This window comes from Streptosporangium pseudovulgare, from assembly GCF_014648055.1.
In the GTDB taxonomy this organism is placed as follows: Bacteria; Actinomycetota; Actinomycetes; order Streptosporangiales; family Streptosporangiaceae; genus Streptosporangium; species Streptosporangium pseudovulgare.
The window spans coordinates 17,105-38,992 of record NZ_BMQJ01000005.1 but is presented as its reverse complement, the minus strand read 5'-3'; the positions used below and the strand labels follow the sequence as shown (position 1 = coordinate 38,992).

Below are 21,888 nucleotides of genomic sequence, written 5' to 3'. Positions count from 1 at the left end.
CCCTGACATGGCCTGACGGCCGTGTCGTATCGTTGTCGCCGATCATCACCCCCTCATGGACGCGAGACGCATGTCCGTCACCGACGCCCCCTCGCCCCCCGACACCGTGACCGCGATCATCGTCAGCCACGACGGCGCCCGATGGCTGGGGGAGACCCTCGACGCGTTGCTCGGGCAGATCCGCCCGGTGGACCGCGTCGTCGGGGTGGACACCGGCAGCCGCGACGGCGGCGCCGAGCTGATGAGAAGGGTTCTCGGCCCGAACGCCGTGCTCTCCCTGCCCCGCCGGACCGGTTTCGGCGAGGCCGTCGCCGCGGTGCTCGACCGGCTCGGCCCGGCGGACGGGCGGGAATGGCTCTGGCTGCTGCACGACGACTGCGCGCCGGACCCCGGCGCGCTGCAGGCCCTGCTGCGGGCGGCCGGCGACGATCCGGAGATCGGGGTGCTCGGCCCCAAACTCCTCGACTGGGTGGACCGGAGGGTCCTGCTGGAGATCGGCGTCACCGTGGACCTGGCGGGACGCAGGGACACCGGGCTGGATCCCCGCGAGTACGACCAGGGCCAGTACGACGCCGACCGCGACGTGCTGTCGGTCTCCACGGCCGGGATGCTCGTCCGCCGGGACGTCTGGGAGGAGGTCGGCGGGCTCGACCCCTTCCTGCCGCTGTTCCGCGACGACCTCGACCTGTGCTGGCGGGTCTGGGCCGCCGGGTACCGGGTGCGCAACGTCGCGGGCGCCCTCGCCTGGCACGCCGAGGCCGCCGCCCGGCGCCTCCGCCGTGTCGTCGTCGGCGTCAGCGGAGGCGCCGGCGTCAGCGGAGGCGCCGGCGTCAGCGGAGGCGCCGGCGTCGGCGGAGAGGTCGACGCCGGCGGAGGCGGCGGAGTCCGTGAGGGCGTCCGTGAAGGCGTCCGTGGAGGCGGCGGCGTCCGCGGAGGCTTCGGTGTCGGCATCGGCCGCGGCGGCGAAGGCGGCCGTCTCCGCCGCCTGGACCGGCGCAACGCCGTGTTCGTGGTCATGGCGAACCTGCCGCCCCGGTCGTTGCCGTGGGCGCTGGCCCGCAACATCGCCGGTTCGGCGTGCCGCGCCCTGCTGCTCCTGCTGGGCAAGCGGCCCACCGCCGCGCTGGACGAGATCGCCGCGCTCGGCTCGGTGCTCGCCCGCCCCGCCCGGCTGGCCGAGGCCCGGCGGGCCCGCGCCGCGGGGCGGCGGCGGTCCCACCGGGCGGTCGCCCGGCTGCTCACCCCGCCGGGGGCGGGCTACCGGCGGGTGGCCGAGTGGTTGGAGGGCCGCCTGTCGGGTGCCGCGATCCCGGAGTCCGCGGGCCGCCACGCGGTGTCCGCGCCCGGGGAGGACGGCGACGAGCTGCTCGCCGACGCCGGGGGGATGCAGCGGTTCCTCGGCAACCCCGGCGTGCTGCTCTTCCTGGCGCTGACCGCGGTCACGTTGGTCGCGGAGCGCTCCCTGCTCGGCGGCTCCCGGCTGGGCGGGGGCGCACTCGTCCCGGTGATCGGCGGGGCGTCCGACCTGTGGGACCTCTACACCGGCGGGTCCCGCCCGGCGGCGCTGGGCGGCGACGCGTGGGCCCCGCCGTACGTCGCGGTGCTGGCAGCGGTCTCCACGGTGCTGCTGGGCAAGACCTGGCTCGCGGTGTGGCTGCTGCTGCTCGGCTGTGTGCCGCTGGCCGGGGTCTGCGCCTACACGGCGGCCCGCCCGTTCGTCCCGGACCGGTGGGTCCGGGCCCTGCCGGCCGCCTGCTACGCGCTCCTGCCGGTGGCCACCGGCGCGATCGCCGCGGGACGGCTCGGCACCGCCGTGGTCTTCACACTGCTGCCCGCCTGCGCGGCGCTGGCCGTCACCGTGCTCGCGGGTGAGCGCCGCCGCGCCCGCCGGGCCGCATGGGCGCTCGGCCTCCTGCTGGCCGTCGGCACGGCCTTCGCCCCGCTGCTCTACCCGCTCGCGCTGGTCCTCGCCGCGCTCGCCGCGCTGGCCTTCCCGCGCCGGGGCATCGCCGCCTCGGTCGCGATCGTGTCCGGTGTCCCGGTGGCGCTGCTGCTTCCCTGGCTGGCCGGGATCGTCGCGAACCCGGGCCGGCTGCTGCTGGAGGCGGGCCTGCACCGTCCCGGCCTCGCCGATCCCGCGCTGCCCGCCGGGACGCTGCTGGCGCTCGGCCCCGGCGGGCCGGGTGTGCCGCCGGCCTGGGTGACCTGCGGCCTCGTCATCGCCTGCGTCGCCGTGACGGCCATGCGGCGCGACCGCCCGGTCGCCGCGATCGGCTGGGGGGTCGCGCTGTTCGGCCTGCTGGTCGCGATCCTGGTCAGCCGCACCACCGTCACCTCCCCGGACGGCGACACCGGCCCCGCCTGGCCCGGCGTGCCGCTCGCCTTCGCCGCCACCGGGATGCTGACGGTGGCGGTCCTCGCCGCGCGCCGGGCCGCGGGGTTCCTGACGGCGAGCACAGTGGGCACGGCGGGCACAGGAGGTACGGCGGGCACGGCGGGCACGGCGAGCACGGCGAGTGCGGTGGGCACGGCGAGTGCGGTGGGCCGGGCGCGCCGGGCCGCCGCGCTCGCCGTCGTGGCGGCCGCCTGCTCCACGCCCCTGCTCGCCGCTGTCGCCTGGGTCGCCCGGGGCGCGGACGGCCCGATCAGCGGAAACGTTCCGGACGCGATGCCGGCGCTGGCCGCGGTCAACTCGGGCGACCGCGACCTGACCCTGCTGCTGCGCGCCCGGGGCGGTGGCTGGGGCGGTGGCTTCACCTTCACCGTGCTGCACCGCCGTACCCCGCTGGTCGGCGAGGCCGACGTCCCCGTGCCCGCGGGGCCGCGCGACCGGGTCGCCGTCGCGGCGGCCGGGCTGGTCTCGGGCCGGGGCGGCGACGACGTCCGGGTGCTGGCCGCCCACGGGGTGCGGTTCGTCGCGGTGGCCTCACCCGTGGACCCGCGGGTCAGCCGCGCGCTGGACTCCCAGCCCGAGCTGGCGAGGATGAGCCTGTCACGCAGGGTGGGCGTGTGGCGGGTGACGCTCCCGGTCACCCCCCTTCCGCCGGCCCCGGACGACCCGTGGCACGGCCCCTGGCTCTGGGCCCAGGCGGTGATGGCGGCGGCCGTCGCGGTCATGGCCGCTCCCGGGTCGCGTGACGAGCCCGCCCCGGGTGACTCCGGGGGCGGCTTCCGGGGCGGCTCCCGAGCCGGCGGGGAGGCGGTGGCCCGTTGAGAGCCCTCGCCGAACGCCGTCCCGGCCCGCCCCGGCTCGTCCTGGCCGTCCTCGCGGGCCTGGCCGTCCTGTACGGCCTCGCCGCCGCGACCCGGCCGGAGACCGCCGTCGCGCCCGCGCCCGCGCCGCGGAAGGTGCCGGTGGCCTCCGTGACGGCCGTCTGCCCCGACCCCGGCGGCTCCGACGTCGGCGTCGTCACCCCGCCGGGCGGCGGTGGGCGGGGCGCCGCCGCGCTGGTCGCGGGGGAGAGGACGCTGGCCACCCTGACCGTCCCCGGCGGCCTCTGGCAGGAGAAGCTGAAGGCCGGCTCGCCGCCGCTCGTCGTGACGGCCTCCGGGGGCATGGCGACGGGGCTGGAGGCGGCGCAGACCCGCCGGGAGACCTCGGGCGAGCAGCGGGGGCTGGCCGGAACACGGTGCGTGGAGCCGGGCGCGAGCGCCTGGCTGGTCGGGCCGGGCCCGGCCGCGGCCGACGTCACGCTCCACCTCGCCAACGCCGACCTGGCCCCGGCGGGCGTGGAGATCACCGTCTACTCCGGAGAGGGCCCGGTGGCCGGCGGCTCCGGCGACACGATCGTGATCGAACCGGGCGAGAGCCGCGCGGTCAGGCTGCGTGACATCGCCCCCTCGCCGCTGGTCATGGCCGTCGAGGTGAGCACCGCCTTCGGCCGGGTCACCGCGGCGGCCCACGCGGTCATGAGCGGCGGGCGGGGCGTCGACTGGCTGCCGCTCTCCGCGGATCCGGCGACCCGGGTCGTGGTGCCCGGCGTCCCCGGCGGCGGGGGCCGGCGCGACCTGCTGGTCGCCTCGCCCGCCGAGACCGACACGATCGTCGAGGTCCGGGTCGTCACGCCCGACGGCACCTACGCCCTGGACGGCCACGACGCGATCGAGGTGCCCGCCGGGTCGGTCGCCGTCATGGACCTGTCCGCCGGCCTGGACGGGAGGCCCGCCGCGGTCCTGCTCACCTCCCCGGTGCCGGTCGTGGCCGCGGTGGCGGCCACCGGGACCGGCGACCGGGTGGACGTGGGCTTCACCGCCGGGGCCGCCCCGATCGATCTGGGCAGTGTGGTCGCAGACAACCGCACGGGCGGCAAGAAGAGCTCCCGGCTGGTGTTCAGCGCGCCGGAGGCGGCCGGGAGGGTGAGCGTCACGATGCTGCCGCACAAGGGGAAGGCGCCGGAGCCGATCGAGGTGGAGATCCCCGCCGCGCGCACCAAGGAGGTCGAGCTGCCCGACGTGGACGGCGCCTTCGCGGTGGTCGCGGAGCCGCTGCCCGGCTCGGGGCCGGTGTACGGCGCGCGGGTGATGGACGAGCGCCTCAAGGACGGGCGGGTGCTGACCGTCCAGCCGCTGGCCGCGGCCCGGGTCTGGGCGGTGGTGCCGCCGATGACCGGGTCCGCGGCGACCGTGCTGCCCTGAGGGCCGCCCGGCGGGCGGTCATGGGTACGGCGCGCCGGCTCCGCGGAGAGGGCTCTTTCAGTCCTCGTCCTCGTAGCCCGGGTCCACCGTCTCCGGCGACAGCCCCAGCAGTCCGGCGACCTGCTCGACCACCGTGTCGTGCACCAGCGCGCCGAGCTGTTCGCGGTCGCGGGCCCGGGCCTCCAGGGGGCGCCGGTAGATGACGACGACGGCGGGCCTCTTGCCCGCCGCGGGCTCGGATCGGCCGAACGGGATCGGATCGCCGCCGAGCAGCCCGGGGCCGTCGCCCAGGTCGGCCGCCGGGGGCACCTCCTCGACCGCGAACTCCACGGTGGCGAGCTGCTTGCCCCAGCGGGGCTTGAGCCGGTCCACGGCGTCCAGGACGAGATCGTCGAAGCGCTCGCCGCGGGACTTGGCGATCGGCACGTGAGAGGGCGCCAGCGGGCCGCGCATGCCGCGTCCGTGCCGGTCGCGGCGGCGGGGAGGGCGGGGTCTACCGGGTGCCGAGCTCACGGGCCAAGCTTAGGCCGTGTTCCTCCGGCGTTCCCCCGGTGTTCCCCCGATGTCCGCTCCGGCCCTTCCGGCCGCGCGGCGCCACGGGCGGACCCGGAGACGGCCGCGTGGCGCCACGGGTGGACCCGGAGACGGCCGCGTGGCGAGTGGGCGCGGGCCCGGAACGGCGCCCCCGGTGCGGGGACACACGGCCGGACCCCGGTCCCGCCGTGGCGGGCGCAAGCCGTACAGGCGGGTGAAAGCCGGGACACGTGTCCGAATTGTGGCGACACGCTCGTTAAGAGCGCTCAGGTAGTGGCGCCTCGGACGCTTACCGGATACGGTCCCACCGTGAGCCCCGTCCGCCGCTGTTCCCGCACCGCGTGCAGTCAGCCTGCCGTATTCACGCTCACGTACGTCTACGCCGATTCGACCGCCGTTCTCGGGCCCTTGGCGACGTACGCCGAGCCGCACTGTTACGACCTGTGCGCCGAGCACGCCGAGCGGCTGACAGCGCCCCGCGGCTGGGAGGTCGTCCGCCTGCCCAGCGAGGGCGCGCCGCCGAGCACGGACGACCTGGAGGCCCTGGCCAACGCGGTGCGCGAGGCCGCCAGGCCCGCCCCGGGCGGCGGCACCGAGCCGGTCGGCCAGGGGGTCGAGGTCGGGCGGCGCGGTCACCTCAGGGTGCTCCGCTCGGCTCAGCCCCAGCGTGACCGCTGACCCTACTAGGCTGGGGTCGGCAGACACGACATAAAGGGGCGGAGCTGGAGTGGGCGACCTCGCCAGGATCTTCAAGGCGTACGACGTTCGCGGCGTCGTGCCGGACGAGTTCGACGAGGAGACCGCCGAGGCGGTCGGAGCGGCGTTCGCGGAGGTGACCGGGGCCCGCACCGCCGTGGTCGGCCGTGACATGCGCGCCTCCTCCGAGCCGATGGCCGCGGCGTTCGCCCGCGGGGCCGCCTCGCGGGGGACCGACGTGATCGACATCGGCCTCGCCTCCACCGACATGCTGTACTACGCCAGCGGCAGCCTCGGCCTGCCCGGCGTGATGTTCACCGCCAGCCACAACCCGGCCCGCTACAACGGCATGAAGATGTGCCGGGCCGGGGCCGTGCCGGTCGGCGGCGACACCGGCCTCACCGAGATCCGCGACCGGGCGGCCGAGCTGCTGGCGGTGGGGACCGGCGGGCCCGGCGGCGGGAGCGTGTCCCGGCGCGACCTGCTGCGGGGGTACGCCGACCACCTGCGCACGCTGGTCGACCTGTCCGGCATCCGGCCGCTGCGGGTCGTGGTGGACGCCGGCAACGGCATGGGCGGTCACACCGTCCCCACGGTGTTCGACGGGCTGCCGCTGGAGCTGACCGCCCTGTACTTCGAGCTGGACGGCGACTTCCCCAACCACGAGGCCAACCCCCTGGAGCCGGAGAACCTCCGCGACCTGCAGAAGGCCGTCCTCGACACCGGCGCCGACATCGGCCTGGCCTTCGACGGCGACGCCGACCGCTGCTGGGTGGTCGACGAGCGCGGCGAGTCGGTCTCGCCCTCGGCGATCACCGCGCTGGTCGCGGTGCGCGAGCTGGCCAAGCGGCCCGGCGCCCGGATCATCCACAACCTGATCACCTCGCGGAGCGTGCCGGAGATCGTCGCCGAGCACGGCGGCGAGCCGGTCCGCACCCGGGTGGGCCACTCGTTCATCAAGGCCGAGATGGCCGGGACCGGCGCGGTCTTCGGCGGCGAGCACTCCGCGCACTACTACTTCAGGGACTTCTGGTCCGCCGACACCGGGATGCTGGCCGCGCTGCACGTGCTGGCCGCGCTGGGCGAGCAGGACCGGCCGCTGTCGGACCTGCTCGCCGCCTACACCCGCTACGCCGCCTCCGGCGAGATCAACAGCACGGTCGCCGACCAGGCGGCGGCCGTCGAGCGGGTCCGCGAGCGGTTCGCCGCCCGCGACGGTGTCACCTTCGACGAGCTGGACGGCCTGACCGTGTCCGGCCCCGGATGGTGGTTCAATCTCCGTCCGTCCAACACCGAGCCGCTGCTCAGGCTGAACGCCGAGGCGGCCGACGAGATTCAGATGGCAGCGATCAGGGACGAAGTCCTCGCTGTCGTGAGGAGCTGAGCGAGTGAAGATCGACGACTGGCTGCTTGAGATCCTGGCCTGCCCCAACTGCAAGTCACCGTTGCGCGCCGAGCGGGAGACCGACGAGCTCTCCTGCACCTCGCCGTCCTGCGGCCTGGTGTACCCGGTCCGTGACGACATCCCGGTGCTGCTCGTCGACGAGGCCCGGAAGTCGTGAGCTGGGAGCCGGACCGGCTCGACGACCAGGAGTGGCTGGCCGCGGGCGACCCCTCGGGGATGCTGCCCGCGGTGGCCTCCTCGGCCGCCCAGGTCCGCGCCTACCACCGGGCCGCCGCCGAGACCGACCTGTCGTCGCTCGCCGACGACGGCAGGCCCCGGGCGGTCGTGGTCGCGGGCATGGGCGGTTCGGGCATCGCCGGTGACATCCTGGGCGCGGTGTGCGGCCCCGGAGCCCCGCTGCCCGTCACGACCGTGCGGTCCCTGCGGCTGCCCGGGTGGGTCGGCGCGACCGACCTCGTGATCGCGGTGTCCTGCTCGGGCGGGACCGAGGAGACGCTCGCGGTGGCGATGGAAGCCGTCCGCCGCGGATGCCGCCTGCTCGCCGTGGGCGCGCCCGGCTCGCCGCTGGAGTCGGTCGCCCGGCAGGCGGGCGCGCCGTTCGTGCCCGTCACCGTCGGAGGCCAGCCGCGCGCCGCCGTGTGGGCGCTGTCGGTGCCGCTCGTCGCCGCCGCCGCCCGGATGCGGCTGACCGAGGCGCCGGACGAGCTGTTCGAGGGCGTGGCCGTACGGCTGGAGGACATCGCCCACCGGTGCCGCCCGGCCAGCGAGTCGTTCATCAACCCCGGCAAGACGCTGGCCATGGAGCTGGCCGAGACGGTCCCGATGATCTGGGGGTCGTCGCCGCTCGCCGCGGTCGCCGCCTACCGGTGGGCCTGCCAGCTCAACGAGAACGCCAAGTACCCGGCGGTCTGGGGCGAGATCCCCGAGGCCGGCCACAACCAGGTGATGGCGCTCGACGGGCCGCTGGCCGCCCGGGACATCTTCGCCGACGAGCCGGCGCGGTCGCTGCGGCTGGTCGTGCTGCGCGACACCGAGGAGCACCCCCAGGTGGCGCGCCGCCGCGAGGTCTCGGTACGGCTGGCCGAGGACCGCGGGGTGCCCGTCACCCAGGTCTCCGCCGAGGGGACGCACCCGCTGGAGCGGCTCGCCTCCCTGATCGGGCTGGGCGACTACGCGAGTACGTACCTCGCTCTCGGGTACGGGATCGACCCGACCCCGGTGGGGGCGATCACGGAGCTGAAGGCGAGAATCCCGCAGTAGACGGGGACGGACCGAATGGGATCGATTGTGGAAGCAGCAGCAGGGAGGCCGGCGTGAGCGCGGGCGGCGGTAACAAGGCGATCATCGCGGCGCTGGCCGCCAACCTGTCGATCGCGGTGGCGAAGTTCGTGGCCTTCCTGATCACGACGTCGTCGTCGATGCTCGCGGAGTCCATCCACTCCGTGGCCGACTCGGGCAACCAGTTGTTGCTGCTGCTGGGCGGCAAGAAGGCCGAGCGCAGGCGCACCCGGGAGCACCCGTTCGGCTACGGCCGCGAGCGTTACTTCTACGCCTTCGTCGTGGCGGTGGTGCTGTTCACGGTCGGCGCGCTGTTCTCCCTCTACGAGGGCTGGCACAAGATCTCCGACCCGCACCCGGTGGAGACCCCGATCGTGGCGTTCGGTGTGCTGATCTTCGCGATCGTGGCGGAGAGCTTCTCCTTCCGCACCGCCATCAAGGAGTCGAACCCGCTCCGGGGCAAGCAGTCCTGGATGCAGTTCATCCGCCGCTCCAAGTCGCCGGAGCTGCCGGTCATCGTGCTGGAGGACTTCGGCGCGCTGGTCGGCCTGGTGCTGGCGCTGGCCGGCGTGACGATGGCCGTGATCACCGGCAACGGCGTGTGGGACGGCATCGGCACGATGGGGATCGGCGTGCTGCTCGCCGTCATCGCGGCGATCCTCGCGGCCGAGACCAAGTCGCTGCTGATCGGCGAGAGCGCCGGCCCGGAGGTCGAGCAGCGGATCTGCGCGGCCCTGGAGGAGACGCCGGAGGTCAGCCGGGTCATCCACATGCGGACCCTGCACCTGGGCCCCGAGGAGATCCTCGTCGCCGCCAAGATCGCGGTGGACCACGACGACACGGCCGCGATGGTGGCGCGCGGCATCGACGAGGCCGAGCAGCGCATCCGCGCCGCCGTGCCGCAGGCCCGCGTCATCTACCTGGAGCCGGACCTCGACCGGGCCGCGGCCGGTGGCTCGTCGGCCCCGGCGGGTGACTCGTCGCTGAGCCGCCCGTAACGTTCTTCTCCGAAGGGGCCCGGCCGTCGTGCCGGGCCCCTTCGGCGTTGCCGGCGGTCTTCCGGGGGTCTCCGGCGCCCGCGGGGCGGCCCTGCGGCGGGGCTTCCGCCGTACCCGCGGGACGGCCCTGCAGCAGACGCAGCGCCTTCTCCTTCTCGAAGTCCAGCGCCCGGCGCGGGGCCTGCAGCCTGCCGATCCGCAGGCCGAGGTCGCGGACGGCCTGCGCCACCGCCGGGTCGCTCAGCACCCGCAGGCCGAAGGCCAGCTCGGCGGGGGAGACGTCGAACCGTCTCTCCAGCTCCACCCCCTGGGCCACCGCCGACAGCTCCTCGGGGCCGAACCGCCGGTGTGAGCCGCGGCTCCTGACCGGGGGCAGCAGCCCGAGGGCCTCGCGGTAGCGGAGCATCCGGGGGGACATCCCGAGCCGCCGGGCCGCTTCCGTGATCCGCATCCCGGCCTCCCGCCGATTCTGACATTCTTCTGTCAGGTTACCCGTTTGGAAGATGCGTCCGGCCGGATCGGCCGCCTAAACTCGTACCGACGACTTTCCGACCGAGTGGCGAGCCGGGTCCCCGAGCGAAGCGGGGCCGCCGAGAGCGGCGGGGCCCGGGACGAACGCGACCACTGATCAAAGGGGTAACACATGGACTTCAAGGTCGCCGACCTTTCCCTTGCCGCCTTCGGGCGCAGGGAGATCCAGCTCGCCGAGCACGAGATGCCGGGCCTGATGGCCATCCGCAAGGAGTACGCCGAGGCCAGGCCCCTGGCCGGTGCGAAGATCATGGGCTCGCTGCACATGACGATCCAGACCGCCGTGCTCATCGAGACCCTGGTCGCGCTCGGCGCCGAGGTCCGCTGGGTCAGCTGCAACATCTTCTCCACCCAGGACCACGCCGCCGCGGCCGTCGTCGTGGGCCCCGAGGGCACCGTCGACGACCCCAAGGGCGTCCCGGTCTTCGCCTGGAAGGGCGAGACCCTGGAGGAGTACTGGTGGTGCACCGAGCAGGCGCTGAACTGGCCCGGCGGTGACGGCCCCAACATGATCCTCGACGACGGCGGCGACGCCACCCTGCTCGTCCACAAGGGCGCCGAGTACGAGAAGGCCGGCGCCGTCCCCAGCGCCGCCGAGGACGACCCGGAGGAGTGGAAGGTCATCCTCGACCTGCTCCGCCGTACGGTCTCCGAGGAGAAGAGGTGGACGAAGATCGCCTCGCAGATCAAGGGCGTCACCGAGGAGACGACGACCGGCGTCCACCGCCTGTACGAGATGTTCAAGGCCGGCACGCTGCTCTTCCCGGCGATCAACGTCAACGACTCGGTCACCAAGTCGAAGTTCGACAACAAGTACGGCTGCCGCCACTCCGTCATCGACGGCCTCAACCGCGCCACCGACGTGCTCATCGGCGGCAAGGTCGCGGTCGTGTGCGGCTACGGCGACGTCGGCAAGGGCTGCGCCGACGCCCTCCGCGGCCAGGGCGCCCGCGTCATCGTCACCGAGATCGACCCGATCTGCGCCCTGCAGGCGGCCATGGACGGCTTCCAGGTCACCACCCTGGACGACGTCGTCGGGATCGCCGACATCTTCGTCACCACGACGGGCAACTTCAACATCATCACCGCCGACCACATGGCGAAGATGAAGCACAACGCGATCGTGTCCAACATCGGCCACTTCGACAACGAGATCGACATGGCCGGGCTGGCGAAGATCCCGGGCATCGTCAAGACCGAGGTCAAGCCGCAGGTCCACACCTGGACCTTCCCCGAGGGCAACGCCATCATCGTGCTCGCCGAGGGCCGCCTGATGAACCTCGGCTGCGCCACCGGCCACCCCTCGTTCGTGATGTCGAACTCCTTCACCAACCAGGTGATCGCCCAGATCGAGCTGTTCACCAAGACCGAGCAGTACCCGATCGGCGTCTACGTGCTGCCCAAGCACCTCGACGAGAAGGTCGCCCGGCTGCACCTCGACGCGCTCGGCGTCAAGCTGACCACGCTCACCAAGGCCCAGGCCGACTACATCGGCGTGGACGTCGAGGGCCCCTACAAGCCCGACCACTACCGCTACTAAAGGCCTCCGAAGGCTCCGCCACCCGGCCCCGGGCCGGGCGGCGGAGATCCGGGAACAGGTCTTCCGGCCCCCGCGGCGAACCGCGGGGGCCTTCGGGCATATGGGCCTCCGGGCATACAGGGCTTCGGGCATACAGGGCTTCGGGCACATGGAGCTTCGGGCGCAGGGGGGCTCCGGGTACAGGGGGCTCCGGGTACGGGGCTCCGGGCACATGGGGAGAGACGTGGACAGCGAGCTCGTGGCCGCCGGGGAGCGGCGGATCGGCTGGGCGGCGCGGGCGATGCCGGTGCTCACCGCCCTCGGGGAGCGGTTCGCCGCCGAGCGGCCCCTCGACGGCCTGCGGATCGCCGCGTGCCTGCACGTGACCGCCGAGACCGCGGTGCTCATGGGTGCGCTGCGGGCGGGCGGGGCCGAGGTCGCGCTGGCCGCCTCCAACCCGCTGTCCACCCAGGACGACGTCGCCGCCGCCCTGGCCGGATACGACGTGGCCGTGCACGCGCTGGCCGGGGTGGACCGGGCGGCGTACTACCGGCACATCCACCGGGCGCTCGACATCGGCCCGGACATCGTCCTCGACGACGGCTGCGACCTGGTCAACATCCTGCACACCGAGCGGACGGAGCTGCTCGACGGGGTGACCGCGGGCTGCGAGGAGACCACCACCGGGATCATCCGGCTGCGGCAGATGGCGGCCGAGGGGGCGCTGCGGTTCCCCGTCGTCGCGGTCAACGACACCCGGACCAAGCGGATGTTCGACAACCGCTACGGCACCGGTCAGTCCACGATCGACGGCATCATGCGCGCCACCAACACCCTGCTGGCCGGCAAGACCGTGGTGGTCGCCGGGTTCGGCTACTGCGGCCGGGGCGTGGCCGAGCGGGCCAAGGGACTGGGCGCCCGGGTGGTGGTCACCGAGATCGACCCGGTCAAGGCACTGGACGCCTCGCTGCAGGGTTACGACGTGCGGCCGATGCGCGAGGCGGCCCCGGCCGGGGACGTGTTCGTCACGGTCACCGGCAACCGCGACGTGATCAGGGGCGAGCACCTGGCGGTGATGAAGGACGGCGCGATCCTCGCCAACGCCGGGCACTTCGACGTGGAGATCGACGTGCGGGCCCTGGACGACCTGGCCGCGGCCGTGCACCACGGCGTACGGCCCAGCACCGACGAGTACGTCCTCGCCGACGGCCGGCGGCTCCTGCTGCTGGCGGAGGGCCGCCTGGTCAACCTCACCGCCGCCGAGGGGCACCCGGCCGCGGTCATGGACATGTCCTTCTCCGCGCAGGCGCTCGCGGTCGCGTGGCTGGCCCGGGAGGGGGCGGAGCTCGCGCCGGGGGTCTACGACGTGCCGGAGGAGGTGGACGTGGAGGTGGCGCGGCTGCGGCTGGCCGCCGCCGGGATCGAGGTGGACGTCCTCACCGGCGAACAGGAGAAGTACCTCCACTCCTGGCGGCTCGGCTCCTGACGCCCTGTCCACGCCGCCGCGGCAGCTCGACGGCCGCGGCGGACTCCGTCGTCGCCGGCCTCGGCGATGAGCGCCGAGACTAGACCGGTCACGCGGCCCCGAGTGGCGGCGGCAGGGTGTGCCGGTGTCGGCTCATGAACGGATGACGGCTTTTTCGAGCAGGTCCTGAAGAGCGCGCTGCTGCTGGGTGGTGAGGCCGGCCAGCGGTGAGTCCTGGATGAGGAGTTCGAGAAGCCGTTCCCGGAGGGTGTTGCCCTCCGAGGTGAGGACGAGTTGTTTGGCGCGACGGTCGGTGGGGTGCGCGCGGCGCTCGATCAAGCCCTGTTTTTCGAGCTTGTCGACGATGAAGGTGGCGTTGGAGGGCTCGCAGCTCATGCGGTCGGCAAGCTCTCGCATGGTCATCGGTCCGGTCATCTCCCGCAGCGCGGTCGCCTGGGCCGAGGTGAGGCCCAGGGGGACCGCGCGTTCGCGTACGTGAGCGGCGATCCGCTGGGCCAGTCCGTTCACCAGGCCGCACAGCTCCCGCTCGGCGACGGCCGGCGTCTCCGGGGACATGGTCATGCTCCCCATCCTAGCAAGTCCATCAAGTCAGTATATTTTCAGCTTTACTGTTTCAGGCAAGAATATTTCAAGCTTGACTATTTCAAGCTTGATGCTTACGGTGGCCTGAGCGTCGACGAGGAGCGCGGCGATGACCTGACCCTGAGGAGGGGAGCGCGACCATGGCGAACTCCGCGACTGACCAGGACGAGCGGCTGCGGCGGCCGGCGAGGATCCGCTCGGTGCGGCTGGGTGACACGAGGGTGTCCTTCGTGCCGGACGGGGCCATCCAGGGAAGGCCGCGCCGCTGGCTGCCGGATACCACCGATGAGATCTGGGCCGCCCACCCGCAGTACCTGGACGCCTCCGGCCATCTCGTGGCGAGCATCGGCGGTCTCCTGGTGGAGAACGGCGACCGCGCGCTGTTGATCGATGCGGGGTGGGGTCCGGTGTCGCTGCCGGCCGAGCCGGGAGGCCCGAACGGCGCCGTTCACGGTGGCGCGCTGCTGGACGGCCTGGCCGAGCTCGGTCGCGGGCCGGAAGAGATCGAAGCGGTGGCCTTCACCCACCTGCACATCGATCACCTCGGCTGGGCCTGGCATGCCGCCCCGGGCGGTGACCGGCCCGTGTTCACCCGGGCCGAGTATCTGGTGGCCGAACCGGAATGGGCCGGACGCGATCTGCTCGCGCAGGGCGTCACCGAGGAGGAGGCCGCCGCGCTGACACCGCGCGTTCGTACGGTGACCGACGGGCAGGAGGTCTTCCCCGGCGTGCGGGTCCAGATCACCGGTGGTCACACGGCCGGGCACACGCAGTACGTCATCACCGGGGGCGGGACCCGGTTGATCGCCTTCGGTGACGCCCTGCACTCACCGATCCAGGTGGACCACCCCGAATGGTCCTGCCTCTACGACCATGACCCTGTCCGGTCCGCCGAGCATCGCCGTCGGCTCGTCGCCGAGCTGGAGGAGCCTGACACGATCGGCTTCGGCGTCCATTTCGCCGACGCGGTTTTCGGGCGGGTCCGCCGGGACGGCGCCGGCTCCGCCTGGTGCCCCCTGGACGTCTGATCCACCCCGGGGTCGGTCCTGGCCATGACGATCACCCGCGGCCCGCCCGCCCGCGCGGCACCGGCCGGGAATCATCGCGACCGCGCCGACCGCGACCGTGGCGGGGGTGCCCGGTGCCACCGTCGGGCCGCCGCTGCGGCGAGCGGGATGATCGGGCGGGCCGGACCGCTCGGCCGTACGGCGGGTCAGAGGCCGGCGAGGAGCTCCCGCATCCTGTTGATCTCGGCGGTCTGGCCGACGGAGACCTCGTTGGCCAGTTCTTCGATCTTGATGTGCGAGCCGCCGACCAGGACCTGCTCCGACATCGTCAGCGCGCCCCGGTGGTGGGCGGTCATGAGCTCCAGGAAGAGCCGGTCGAAGTCCTCGCCGGAGGCGGCCTTGAGGGCCGCCATCTGCTCGGGGGTGGCCATCCCGGGCATGGAGGGCATGGCGGCGTGGTCGCCGTGCTGGTCGGGGACCCGCTGGCCCTGCTGCCGCAGCCAGGTGATCATGTACTGGATCTCCGGGCCCTGGGCGTCCTTGATGCGCGCGGCCAGTCCCTTGACCTTGGTGTTCCGGCCCCGGGTGGGTGCCAGGGACGCCATGTCGAGTGCCTGCCGGTGGTGGACGATCATGTCCTGCACGTACTTGACGTCGGCGGCGTTGGCGGTGGGGGAGGGCACGGCGGTGGCGGCCTCGCCGGGGCTGAGCGTCCTGGCGGGCTCACCGGGGCGGCCGGGCGCGATGATCGGCGCCGTCTGCAGCGCCTGGGCAGGGGGGCGGTCGGCGCCGGCGCTGCACGCGCTCAGGCACAGGACGGCGGCCACGGCGACGAGCGCTCCGCGCACCCGACCTCCTCGAACGTATCCCGGTAACGACGTCGGAACACCCTAATATGCCCATAAGGGGTAGGTAAATAGAGCAAAACGGAAAAACTTACTGACACTGTGAAGGCTTGTCCGGTTGCCGGTTCAGGATGAACGATTCAGACATTTATGCGACCTTTATGGCGCATATGGCAAGGAGGTTCATCAGTGTTCACCCCCCGAGGGAAGGGTCTGACCGGCCGCTTCCTCGTCGTGGCAGGTGTGGCGGCGGCGCTGTCGCTGTCCACCATGCCCGCCCAAGCCGCTGACATCCCCGCCCCCGGCGAGATCGTCATGAGCTCGAACATCGAGCACGTCACCAACGTCCCGAAGCCCGCGGCGCTGGCGGACATCAACACCGACATCGCCTTCCAGGGCGACTACGCCTACGTGGGCAACTACAGCGGCTTCTCCATCTACGACATCAAGCACCCCAAGCAGACCTCGGTGGTCAGCTCGGTGGTCTGCCCCGGTGGCCAGATGGACATGGCCGTCTACGGAAACCTCCTCTTCGGCGCCGTCGACTCCTCCCGCAACAACGACTCCTGCAGCAGCACGGCCCAGAGCGCGGCGAACAAGGACTCGTGGGAGGGCGTCCGGATCTTCGACGTCAGCGACAAGAAGAACCCCAAGTACGTCAAGGCGGTCGAGACCAACTGCGGCTCGCACACCCTGACCCTGGTGCCCGGCAAGGGACGTGACCGGAGCAACGTCTACGTCTACGTCTCCTCCTACGGCCCGAGCGACACCTTCCCGGACTGTAAGACGCCGCACGACAAGATCTCCATCATCAAGGTGCCGCTGGCGAAGCCGGCGGACGCGGCGGTCGTCAACACCCCGGTGCTCTTCCCGGACGGCGGCAACCCCGGCGAGCCGGACAAGCAGTACCCCTACCGCACGTCGGCGACCACCGGCTGCCACGACATCACCTCCTACCCGGAGAAGGACATCGCGGCCGGCGCCTGCATGGGCGAGGGCATCCTGATGGACATCTCCGACCCGGTGAACCCCAAGGTCACCTCGACCGTCCGTGACGACGAGAACTTCGCGTTCTGGCACTCGGCGACCTTCAACAACGCGGGCACCAAGGTCATCTTCACCGACGAGCTCGGCGGCGGCGGCGCGGCCACCTGCAACGAGGCGATCGGCCCGAACCGCGGCGCCAACGCCTACTACGACGTCTCCGGCACCACGCTGACGTTCCGGAGCTACTTCAAGATCCCGCGCCACCAGGCCGACACCGAGAACTGCGTCGCGCACAACGGCTCGCTGATCCCGGTCAAGGGCAAGGACATCATGGTCCAGGCCTGGTACCAGGGCGGCATCTCGGTCGTCGACTTCACCGACTCGGCCAACCCGCGCGAGATCGCGTTCTTCGAGCGCGGCCCCGACAACACCGCTCCCGCGCTGAGCGGCGGCTTCTGGTCGGCCTACTACTACAACGGCTACATCTACGGCAGTGACTTCAACCTCGGCTTCGACGTCCTGCGGATCAACGACCCGCTGACGAACCAGGCCAAGAGCGTCAAGATGGACATCTTCAACGCCCAGACCCAGCCTTCCTACGGTCACGGCGCCAACCACGGCGGCTGATCGCGCGCCGATCGGCTCTTCCTGAGCGTCGCAGAGGGGCGGCGGGAGAGGATCCCGCCGCCCCTTCCGCATGCCGTACGGCGTGCCGGGCCAGGTCAGGCCGGAGGGACGAACCCGCCGGGGGTCGTCCCGGGAGCCGGGGGCCCCGGGGGCGGCGCCGGAGGCCGGTCCCGCATCGCGGGCGGCGGGCCGTACGGCGCCGCGGGCGGAGGAGCGTACGGCGCGACCGGCGGAGGGCCGTACGGCGCGGCCGGCGGATGGACGGCGGCGGGCCTGTGGGCGGCGGGGAAGGGCGCGGCGTACGGCGGGTACCCGGGCGTGCCGCCGCGCCCGGACAGCCGTGCCTGGTCGCGGCGGCGGCGCTCGGCCAGGACGGCGGTCAGGTAGGCGAACGGCGGGGCGCCCGGCGGCGGGGGCGGGGAGACGAAGGCCGACATCTCGGCGGCGATGCGCGTGCCCATCTCGTGCTGGACGGCGGGCGACAGGTCGGTGCGGCGGGTGAGGTACCGGGCGGCGGTCGCCGCGACCTCCTCGGGCAGCCGGGACAGTTCCAGCGTCGCCGCCCACGCGGCCAGCGGCGGCGGCATCTCCAGCGGCGGGCCGTACCGGCGGGGGGCGCGCTCGGCGATCACGATGGTCCCGGCGAAGACGTCGCCGAGGCGCTTGCCCTTCTCCGAGACCAGCGAGCTGATCAGGGCGGGGGCGCCGCTGAGCGTCCAGATCTCCAGCACCCCGGCCAGGCCGCGGAACAGGGCCTGGCGGAACCGCTCGGGGCCGCCGTCGTCGCTGACCACCCGCAGGCCCAGGGCCAGCTTGCCGAGGCTGCGCCCGCGCGAGAGCGTCTCGAAGATCACCGGGTAGCCGACCAGGACCAGCACGGACAGCGCGATGTACACCATGGCGGTCAGCGCCGGATCGGAGACGAGCAGCAGGGTGCCGGCCGCGAAGGACGCCCCGGCCAGCGTCACGAGCTGGACCAGGATGTCGATGAGCAGCGCGGCGACCCGGCTCGGAAGCTGGGCGATCCGGACTTCGACGACGACCGCCTCGCCGGTTACGACCTCGGACACACCAGCACCCTACCGGCGGCCAGGTCCCGGGCGCCTGCCCCGGAAGCGCGGGGTCCGGCGGCCCGGGAGCGGGGACGATCTGTGACACAGGCCACCATCGACGGGGATGGTGTTCATGTAATCGATTACATACCCTCATGTAATCGATTACACGGGAGGGCCGGTGGCACGTATCAAGGATGTGGCCGTTCGCGCGGGTGTGTCCGTCGCCACGGTCTCCCGGGTCCTCAACGCCAGCCCCTCGGTGTCCGAGGAGACCCGGAACCGGGTCTACACCGCGATGACGGAGCTGAACTACGTCCCCAACGCGGTGGCGCGCTCGCTGCGCACCGAGGCGACCCGGACGCTCGGCCTGATCATCGGCGACATCCTCAACCCGTTCTTCGCCGAGCTGGCCCGCGCGGTCGAGGACACGGCGCGCAAGGCCGGCTACACCGTCGTCATCGGCAACGCCGACGAGCGGGCCGAGGAGCAGGACCACTACGTGCGCACCCTCATCGAGCAGCGGGTGGACGGGCTGCTGATCTGCCCCACCGCCGAGGTCACCCCGCTGGTGGAGCAGGCGGCCGCGACGGGCGACCCGCTGGTGTTCATCGACCGCGTGCTCCCCGGCATGGACGTGCCGTCGGTCCGGGTCGACGGGACCGACGCGATCGGCGAACTCGTCGGCCACCTGAAGACGCTGGGGCACCGGCGGGTGGCCCTCATCTCCGGCCCGCTCCGGCTCTCCACCGGCCGGGAGCGCACCGACGCCTTCGTGAAGGCGGCGGCCGAACACGGGATGGAGCTGCGCCCGGAGTACATTCAGTCGGGGGACTTCCAGCTGGCCAGCGGCCGGGCGCTCACCGCCAGGCTCCTGGACCTGCCGGAGCCGCCCGAGGTGATCTTCGGGGGCGACAACCTGATGACCCTGGGCGCGCTGGACGAGATCCGGGCGCGCGGTCTGCGCATCCCCGAGGACGTGGCACTGGCGTCCTTCGACGACGTGCCGTGGTTCCCCCACATGAACCCCCCGATAACAGCCATCAGCCAGCCCGTCGCCGAACTGGGCGCGCGCGCCGTGCGGGTCATCCTCGACCGGCTCCACGGGCGGCCCGCCGGGTCCGTGGTCCTGCCGGCCGTACTGGTGCCCAGGCAGTCGTGCGGGGAAGGAAGGAACGTCTCGTGACGAACGACGACAGCCCCCTGGGCGGGGCGGCCGGGGGCGAGATCCTCCGCGTCGAGGGACTGCGCAAGGAGTTCCCCGGCGTGGTGGCCCTGGACGGGGTCGACTTCGACCTGCGGGCCGGCGAGGTCCACGTCCTGCTCGGCGAGAACGGCGCGGGCAAGAGCACGCTGATCAAGATGCTCTCCGGGGCCTACCGCCCCGACGCCGGGCGGATCGTCGTCGACGGCGCGCCCGTCGAGATCCGCGGCGCCGGAGACGCCCAGCGGCTCGGCATCGCCACCATCTACCAGGAGTTCAACCTGGTCCCCGAGCTGTCCGTCGGCGAGAACCTCGCGCTGGGCCGCCCGCCCCGCCGCTTCGGGCTCGTCGACACGAAGAAGATGCACGAGCGGGCGCGCGAGCTGCTGGCGCGGGTCGGCGTGGACGTCGATCCGCGTACCCCGGTCGGCCGCCTCGGCATCGCCCGCATGCAGATGGTCGAGATCGCCAAGGCGCTCGCCCTGAACGCCCGGGTGCTCATCATGGACGAGCCCACCGCCGTGCTGACGACCAGCGAGGTCGAGCGGCTGTTCGCCATCGTCCGCCAGCTCCGCGACCAGGGTGTGGCGATCGTGTTCATCACCCACCACCTGGAGGAGATCCCGCAGGTCGGCGACCGGGTCACCGTGCTGCGGGACGGCCGCTCGGTCACGCAGGTGCCGGCGAGCACACCGGAGAACGAGCTGGTCAGGCTCATGGTGGGCCGGCCGATCGACCAGCAGTACCCCCGGGAGCCGGCGGCGCCCGGCGAGCCGCTGCTGCGGGTCCGGGGCCTGGGCCGGCGCGGCGCGTTCGAGGACGTCTCCTTCGAGGTCCGCGCCGGCGAGGTCGTCGGCCTGGCCGGGCTGGTGGGCGCGGGCCGTACGGAGGTCGCGCGGGCGATCTTCGGCGCCGACCCCCACGACACCGGAGAGGTCCTGGTGAACGGCCGCCCGCTGCCGCGCGGTGACGTCCACGCGGCCATGGAGGCCGGTCTCGGCCTGGTCCCGGAGGACCGCAAGGGCCAGGGGCTGGTCCTCGGCGCCGACATCGCCGAGAACCTCGGGCTGGTCACGCTCCGCCGGGCCAGCCGCGGCGGATTCGTCGACCGGGCCGGGCAGCGCCGGGCCGCCGCCGACGTCGCCGGACGGCTCGGCGTGCGGATGAGCGGCCTCGGCCAGGAGGTCCGCACGCTCTCCGGCGGCAACCAGCAGAAGATCGTCATCGGGAAATGGCTGCTCGCCGACGCGAGCGTGCTCATCCTCGACGAGCCCACCCGCGGCATCGACGTGGGGGCCAAAGTCGAGATCTACCAGTTGATCAACTCGCTCACCGCCTCCGGGCACGCGGTGCTCATGATCTCCAGCGATCTCCCCGAGATCCTCGGGATGAGCGACCGCGTGCTGGTGATGGCACGCGGCAGGCTCGCCGGAGAGCTCGCCGCGCGTGAAGCGACCCAGGACTCGGTGATGGCCCTGGCCGTCAGCGAGGTGGAGGATGCACGTGTCCACTGATGTGCTCAACGGGACCGCCAAGGCGGCGCGGCGCCGGCACCCGGCCGCCGCCTGGCTGGCCGAGAACGGCGCGCTGGTCGCCCTGGTCGTGCTCGTGGTCGGCCTGTCGCTGCTGTCGGGTGACTTCCTGACGGTGACGAACCTGCTCAACGTGGGCGTCCAGGCGGCGGTCACCGCGATCCTCGCCTTCGGCGTCACCTTCGTCATCATCACCGGCGGCATCGACCTGTCGGTCGGCTCCGTCGCCGCGCTGTCGGCGATCGTGCTGGCCTGGCTGTCGACCGACTCGGGCCTGCCGTGGCCGCTGGCCGTCCTCGTCGCCCTGGCCGTCGGCCTGGTGTGCGGGCTCGCCAACGCGGCCCTGATCGCGTACGGCAAGCTGCCGCCGTTCATCGCCACCCTGGCCATGCTGGGCATCGCCCGCGGCCTGGCCCTGGTCATCTCCCAGGGCAGCCCGATCGCCCTGCCCGACGCCGTCACCCACCTGGGCGACACCATCGGCGACTACCTGCCGATCCCGGTCCTCGTCATGATCGCCATGGGGCTGATCACCGCCCTGATCCTGGGCCGGACCTACTCCGGGCGGGCGATCTACGCCATCGGCGGCAACGAGGAGGCCGCCCGGCTCTCCGGCATCAAGGTCGACCGGCAGAAGCTCATCACCTACGGCCTGTCCGGCCTCTTCGCCGCCATCGCCGGCATCGTCCTGGCCAGCCGGCTCGCCTCGGCGCAGCCCCAGGCGGCCTCCGGCTACGAACTCGACGCCATCGCCGCCGTCGTCATCGGCGGGGCGAGCCTGTCGGGCGGCAAGGGCCGGGCCTTCGGCACCTTCGTCGGCGCGCTCATCCTCGCGGTGCTGCGCAACGGCCTCAACCTGCTCTCCGTCTCCGCCTTCTGGCAGCAGGTCGTGATCGGAGTGGTGATCGCGCTCGCGGTCCTCTCCGACACCCTGCGCCGCAGGGCCACCACCTGAGAACCACCCCGAGGG

General features: G+C 73.0%; 19 protein-coding genes. 14 read left to right on the top strand and 5 right to left on the bottom strand.

What is annotated here, in order from left to right; genetic code table 11:
* Window positions 1-55 precede the first annotated feature (55 nt).
* Window positions 56-3,214 carry a glycosyltransferase gene (locus tag IEZ10_RS38915; RefSeq protein ID WP_229811186.1) on the top strand — a complete coding sequence of 1,053 codons (3,159 nt, stop codon included), beginning with the start codon at window positions 56-58 and terminating at the stop codon, window positions 3,212-3,214.
* Entirely contained in the window at window positions 3,211-4,635 is a 1,425-nt protein-coding gene (locus tag IEZ10_RS11995) for a DUF5719 family protein (protein WP_189246592.1), read from the top strand. Before IEZ10_RS38915 ends, IEZ10_RS11995 begins: the two co-directional genes overlap by 4 nt.
* A 57-nt stretch (window positions 4,636-4,692) precedes the next feature.
* Here IEZ10_RS11995 and IEZ10_RS11990 read toward each other — a convergent pair whose 3' ends face one another.
* Window positions 4,693-5,088 carry a metallopeptidase family protein gene (locus IEZ10_RS11990; protein ID WP_189246591.1) on the bottom strand — a complete coding sequence of 132 codons (396 nt, stop codon included), beginning with the start codon at window positions 5,086-5,088 and terminating at the stop codon, window positions 4,693-4,695.
* A gap of 390 nt (window positions 5,089-5,478) precedes the next feature.
* On the opposite strand from IEZ10_RS11990, the gene IEZ10_RS11985 reads away from it, so the two are divergent.
* From IEZ10_RS11985 to IEZ10_RS11965, 5 genes are read left to right on the top strand one after another with little or no spacing between them, the layout of a single operon-like run.
* On the top strand, window positions 5,479-5,847 hold the full coding sequence (locus tag IEZ10_RS11985) for a DUF3499 domain-containing protein (protein ID WP_179819439.1): 369 nt from the start codon (window positions 5,479-5,481) through the stop codon (window positions 5,845-5,847).
* A 49-nt stretch (window positions 5,848-5,896) separates the two neighbouring features.
* The gene (locus IEZ10_RS11980; protein ID WP_189246590.1) at window positions 5,897-7,249 is read left to right on the top strand and encodes a phosphomannomutase/phosphoglucomutase; all 1,353 of its coding nucleotides are present in this window, start codon (window positions 5,897-5,899) and stop codon (window positions 7,247-7,249) included.
* A 4-nt stretch (window positions 7,250-7,253) separates the two neighbouring features.
* Window positions 7,254-7,427, top strand: coding sequence for a Trm112 family protein (locus IEZ10_RS11975; RefSeq protein ID WP_179819437.1), 174 nt, complete (start codon window positions 7,254-7,256; stop codon window positions 7,425-7,427).
* Entirely contained in the window at window positions 7,424-8,530 is a 1,107-nt protein-coding gene (locus tag IEZ10_RS11970; RefSeq protein WP_189246589.1) for a bifunctional phosphoglucose/phosphomannose isomerase, read from the top strand. Before IEZ10_RS11975 ends, IEZ10_RS11970 begins: the two co-directional genes overlap by 4 nt.
* Before the next feature lie 53 nt (window positions 8,531-8,583).
* On the top strand, window positions 8,584-9,546 hold the full coding sequence (locus IEZ10_RS11965; protein WP_189246588.1) for a cation diffusion facilitator family transporter: 963 nt from the start codon (window positions 8,584-8,586) through the stop codon (window positions 9,544-9,546).
* Here IEZ10_RS11965 and IEZ10_RS40285 read toward each other — a convergent pair.
* Window positions 9,461-9,997 (bottom strand): MerR family transcriptional regulator, encoded by a 537-nt coding sequence (locus IEZ10_RS40285; RefSeq protein ID WP_308426264.1) that lies wholly within the window; start codon window positions 9,995-9,997, stop codon window positions 9,461-9,463. The genes IEZ10_RS11965 and IEZ10_RS40285 overlap by 86 nt on opposite strands.
* Window positions 9,998-10,189: 192 nt before the next feature.
* Between IEZ10_RS40285 and ahcY the strand changes: the two genes are divergently transcribed.
* Complete coding sequence (gene ahcY, locus IEZ10_RS11955; RefSeq protein ID WP_189246587.1) at window positions 10,190-11,617, top strand: adenosylhomocysteinase; 1,428 nt, start codon at window positions 10,190-10,192, stop codon at window positions 11,615-11,617.
* Between the two features lie 223 nt (window positions 11,618-11,840).
* Entirely contained in the window at window positions 11,841-13,082 is a 1,242-nt protein-coding gene (locus IEZ10_RS11950; protein ID WP_373287390.1) for an adenosylhomocysteinase, read from the top strand.
* Between the two features lie 132 nt (window positions 13,083-13,214).
* On the opposite strand, the gene IEZ10_RS11945 is transcribed toward IEZ10_RS11950, so the two are convergent.
* Window positions 13,215-13,643: a MarR family winged helix-turn-helix transcriptional regulator gene (locus tag IEZ10_RS11945; protein ID WP_189246585.1), complete on the bottom strand. Its 429-nt coding sequence runs from the start codon at window positions 13,641-13,643 to the stop codon at window positions 13,215-13,217.
* Between the two features lie 161 nt (window positions 13,644-13,804).
* Here IEZ10_RS11945 and IEZ10_RS11940 point away from each other — a divergent pair, with 161 nt between their 5' ends.
* Entirely contained in the window at window positions 13,805-14,692 is an 888-nt protein-coding gene (locus IEZ10_RS11940; protein WP_189246584.1) for an MBL fold metallo-hydrolase, read from the top strand.
* A gap of 185 nt (window positions 14,693-14,877) precedes the next feature.
* On the opposite strand, the gene IEZ10_RS11935 is transcribed toward IEZ10_RS11940, so the two are convergent.
* Complete coding sequence (locus tag IEZ10_RS11935) at window positions 14,878-15,519, bottom strand: DUF305 domain-containing protein (RefSeq protein ID WP_189246583.1); 642 nt, start codon at window positions 15,517-15,519, stop codon at window positions 14,878-14,880.
* A 186-nt stretch (window positions 15,520-15,705) separates the two neighbouring features.
* Here IEZ10_RS11935 and IEZ10_RS11930 point away from each other — a divergent pair, with 186 nt between their 5' ends.
* Entirely contained in the window at window positions 15,706-17,130 is a 1,425-nt protein-coding gene (locus IEZ10_RS11930; RefSeq protein WP_189246582.1) for an LVIVD repeat-containing protein, read from the top strand.
* Between the two features lie 95 nt (window positions 17,131-17,225).
* Here IEZ10_RS11930 and IEZ10_RS11925 read toward each other — a convergent pair whose 3' ends face one another.
* The gene (locus IEZ10_RS11925) at window positions 17,226-18,200 is read right to left on the bottom strand and encodes an RDD family protein (RefSeq protein WP_189246581.1); all 975 of its coding nucleotides are present in this window, start codon (window positions 18,198-18,200) and stop codon (window positions 17,226-17,228) included.
* Between the two features lie 163 nt (window positions 18,201-18,363).
* On the opposite strand from IEZ10_RS11925, the gene IEZ10_RS11920 reads away from it, so the two are divergent.
* From IEZ10_RS11920 to IEZ10_RS40280, 3 genes are read left to right on the top strand one after another with little or no spacing between them, the layout of a single operon-like run.
* On the top strand, window positions 18,364-19,368 hold the full coding sequence (locus IEZ10_RS11920; RefSeq protein ID WP_189246580.1) for a LacI family DNA-binding transcriptional regulator: 1,005 nt from the start codon (window positions 18,364-18,366) through the stop codon (window positions 19,366-19,368).
* The gene (locus IEZ10_RS11915; RefSeq protein WP_229811185.1) at window positions 19,365-20,900 is read left to right on the top strand and encodes a sugar ABC transporter ATP-binding protein; all 1,536 of its coding nucleotides are present in this window, start codon (window positions 19,365-19,367) and stop codon (window positions 20,898-20,900) included. Before IEZ10_RS11920 ends, IEZ10_RS11915 begins: the two co-directional genes overlap by 4 nt.
* Window positions 20,884-21,873 carry an ABC transporter permease gene (locus IEZ10_RS40280; protein ID WP_308426263.1) on the top strand — a complete coding sequence of 330 codons (990 nt, stop codon included), beginning with the start codon at window positions 20,884-20,886 and terminating at the stop codon, window positions 21,871-21,873. The genes IEZ10_RS11915 and IEZ10_RS40280 overlap by 17 nt, the downstream gene beginning before the upstream one ends.
* Window positions 21,874-21,888 lie beyond the last annotated feature (15 nt).

What these genes read in the sequence shown, in the direction of transcription:
- IEZ10_RS38915 (WP_229811186.1), top strand. Translation starts at nt 56, where the DNA reads ATGGACGCGAGACGCATGTCCGTCACCGACGCCCCCTCGCCCCCCGAC.
- IEZ10_RS11990 (WP_189246591.1), bottom strand. Translation starts at nt 5,088, where the DNA reads ATGCGCGGCCCGCTGGCGCCCTCTCACGTGCCGATCGCCAAGTCCCGC.
- IEZ10_RS40285 (WP_308426264.1), bottom strand. Translation starts at nt 9,997, where the DNA reads ATGCGGATCACGGAAGCGGCCCGGCGGCTCGGGATGTCCCCCCGGATG.
- ahcY (WP_189246587.1), top strand. Translation starts at nt 10,190, where the DNA reads ATGGACTTCAAGGTCGCCGACCTTTCCCTTGCCGCCTTCGGGCGCAGG.
- IEZ10_RS11945 (WP_189246585.1), bottom strand. Translation starts at nt 13,643, where the DNA reads ATGACCATGTCCCCGGAGACGCCGGCCGTCGCCGAGCGGGAGCTGTGC.
- IEZ10_RS11940 (WP_189246584.1), top strand. Translation starts at nt 13,805, where the DNA reads ATGGCGAACTCCGCGACTGACCAGGACGAGCGGCTGCGGCGGCCGGCG.
- IEZ10_RS40280 (WP_308426263.1), top strand. Translation starts at nt 20,884, where the DNA reads ATGCACGTGTCCACTGATGTGCTCAACGGGACCGCCAAGGCGGCGCGG.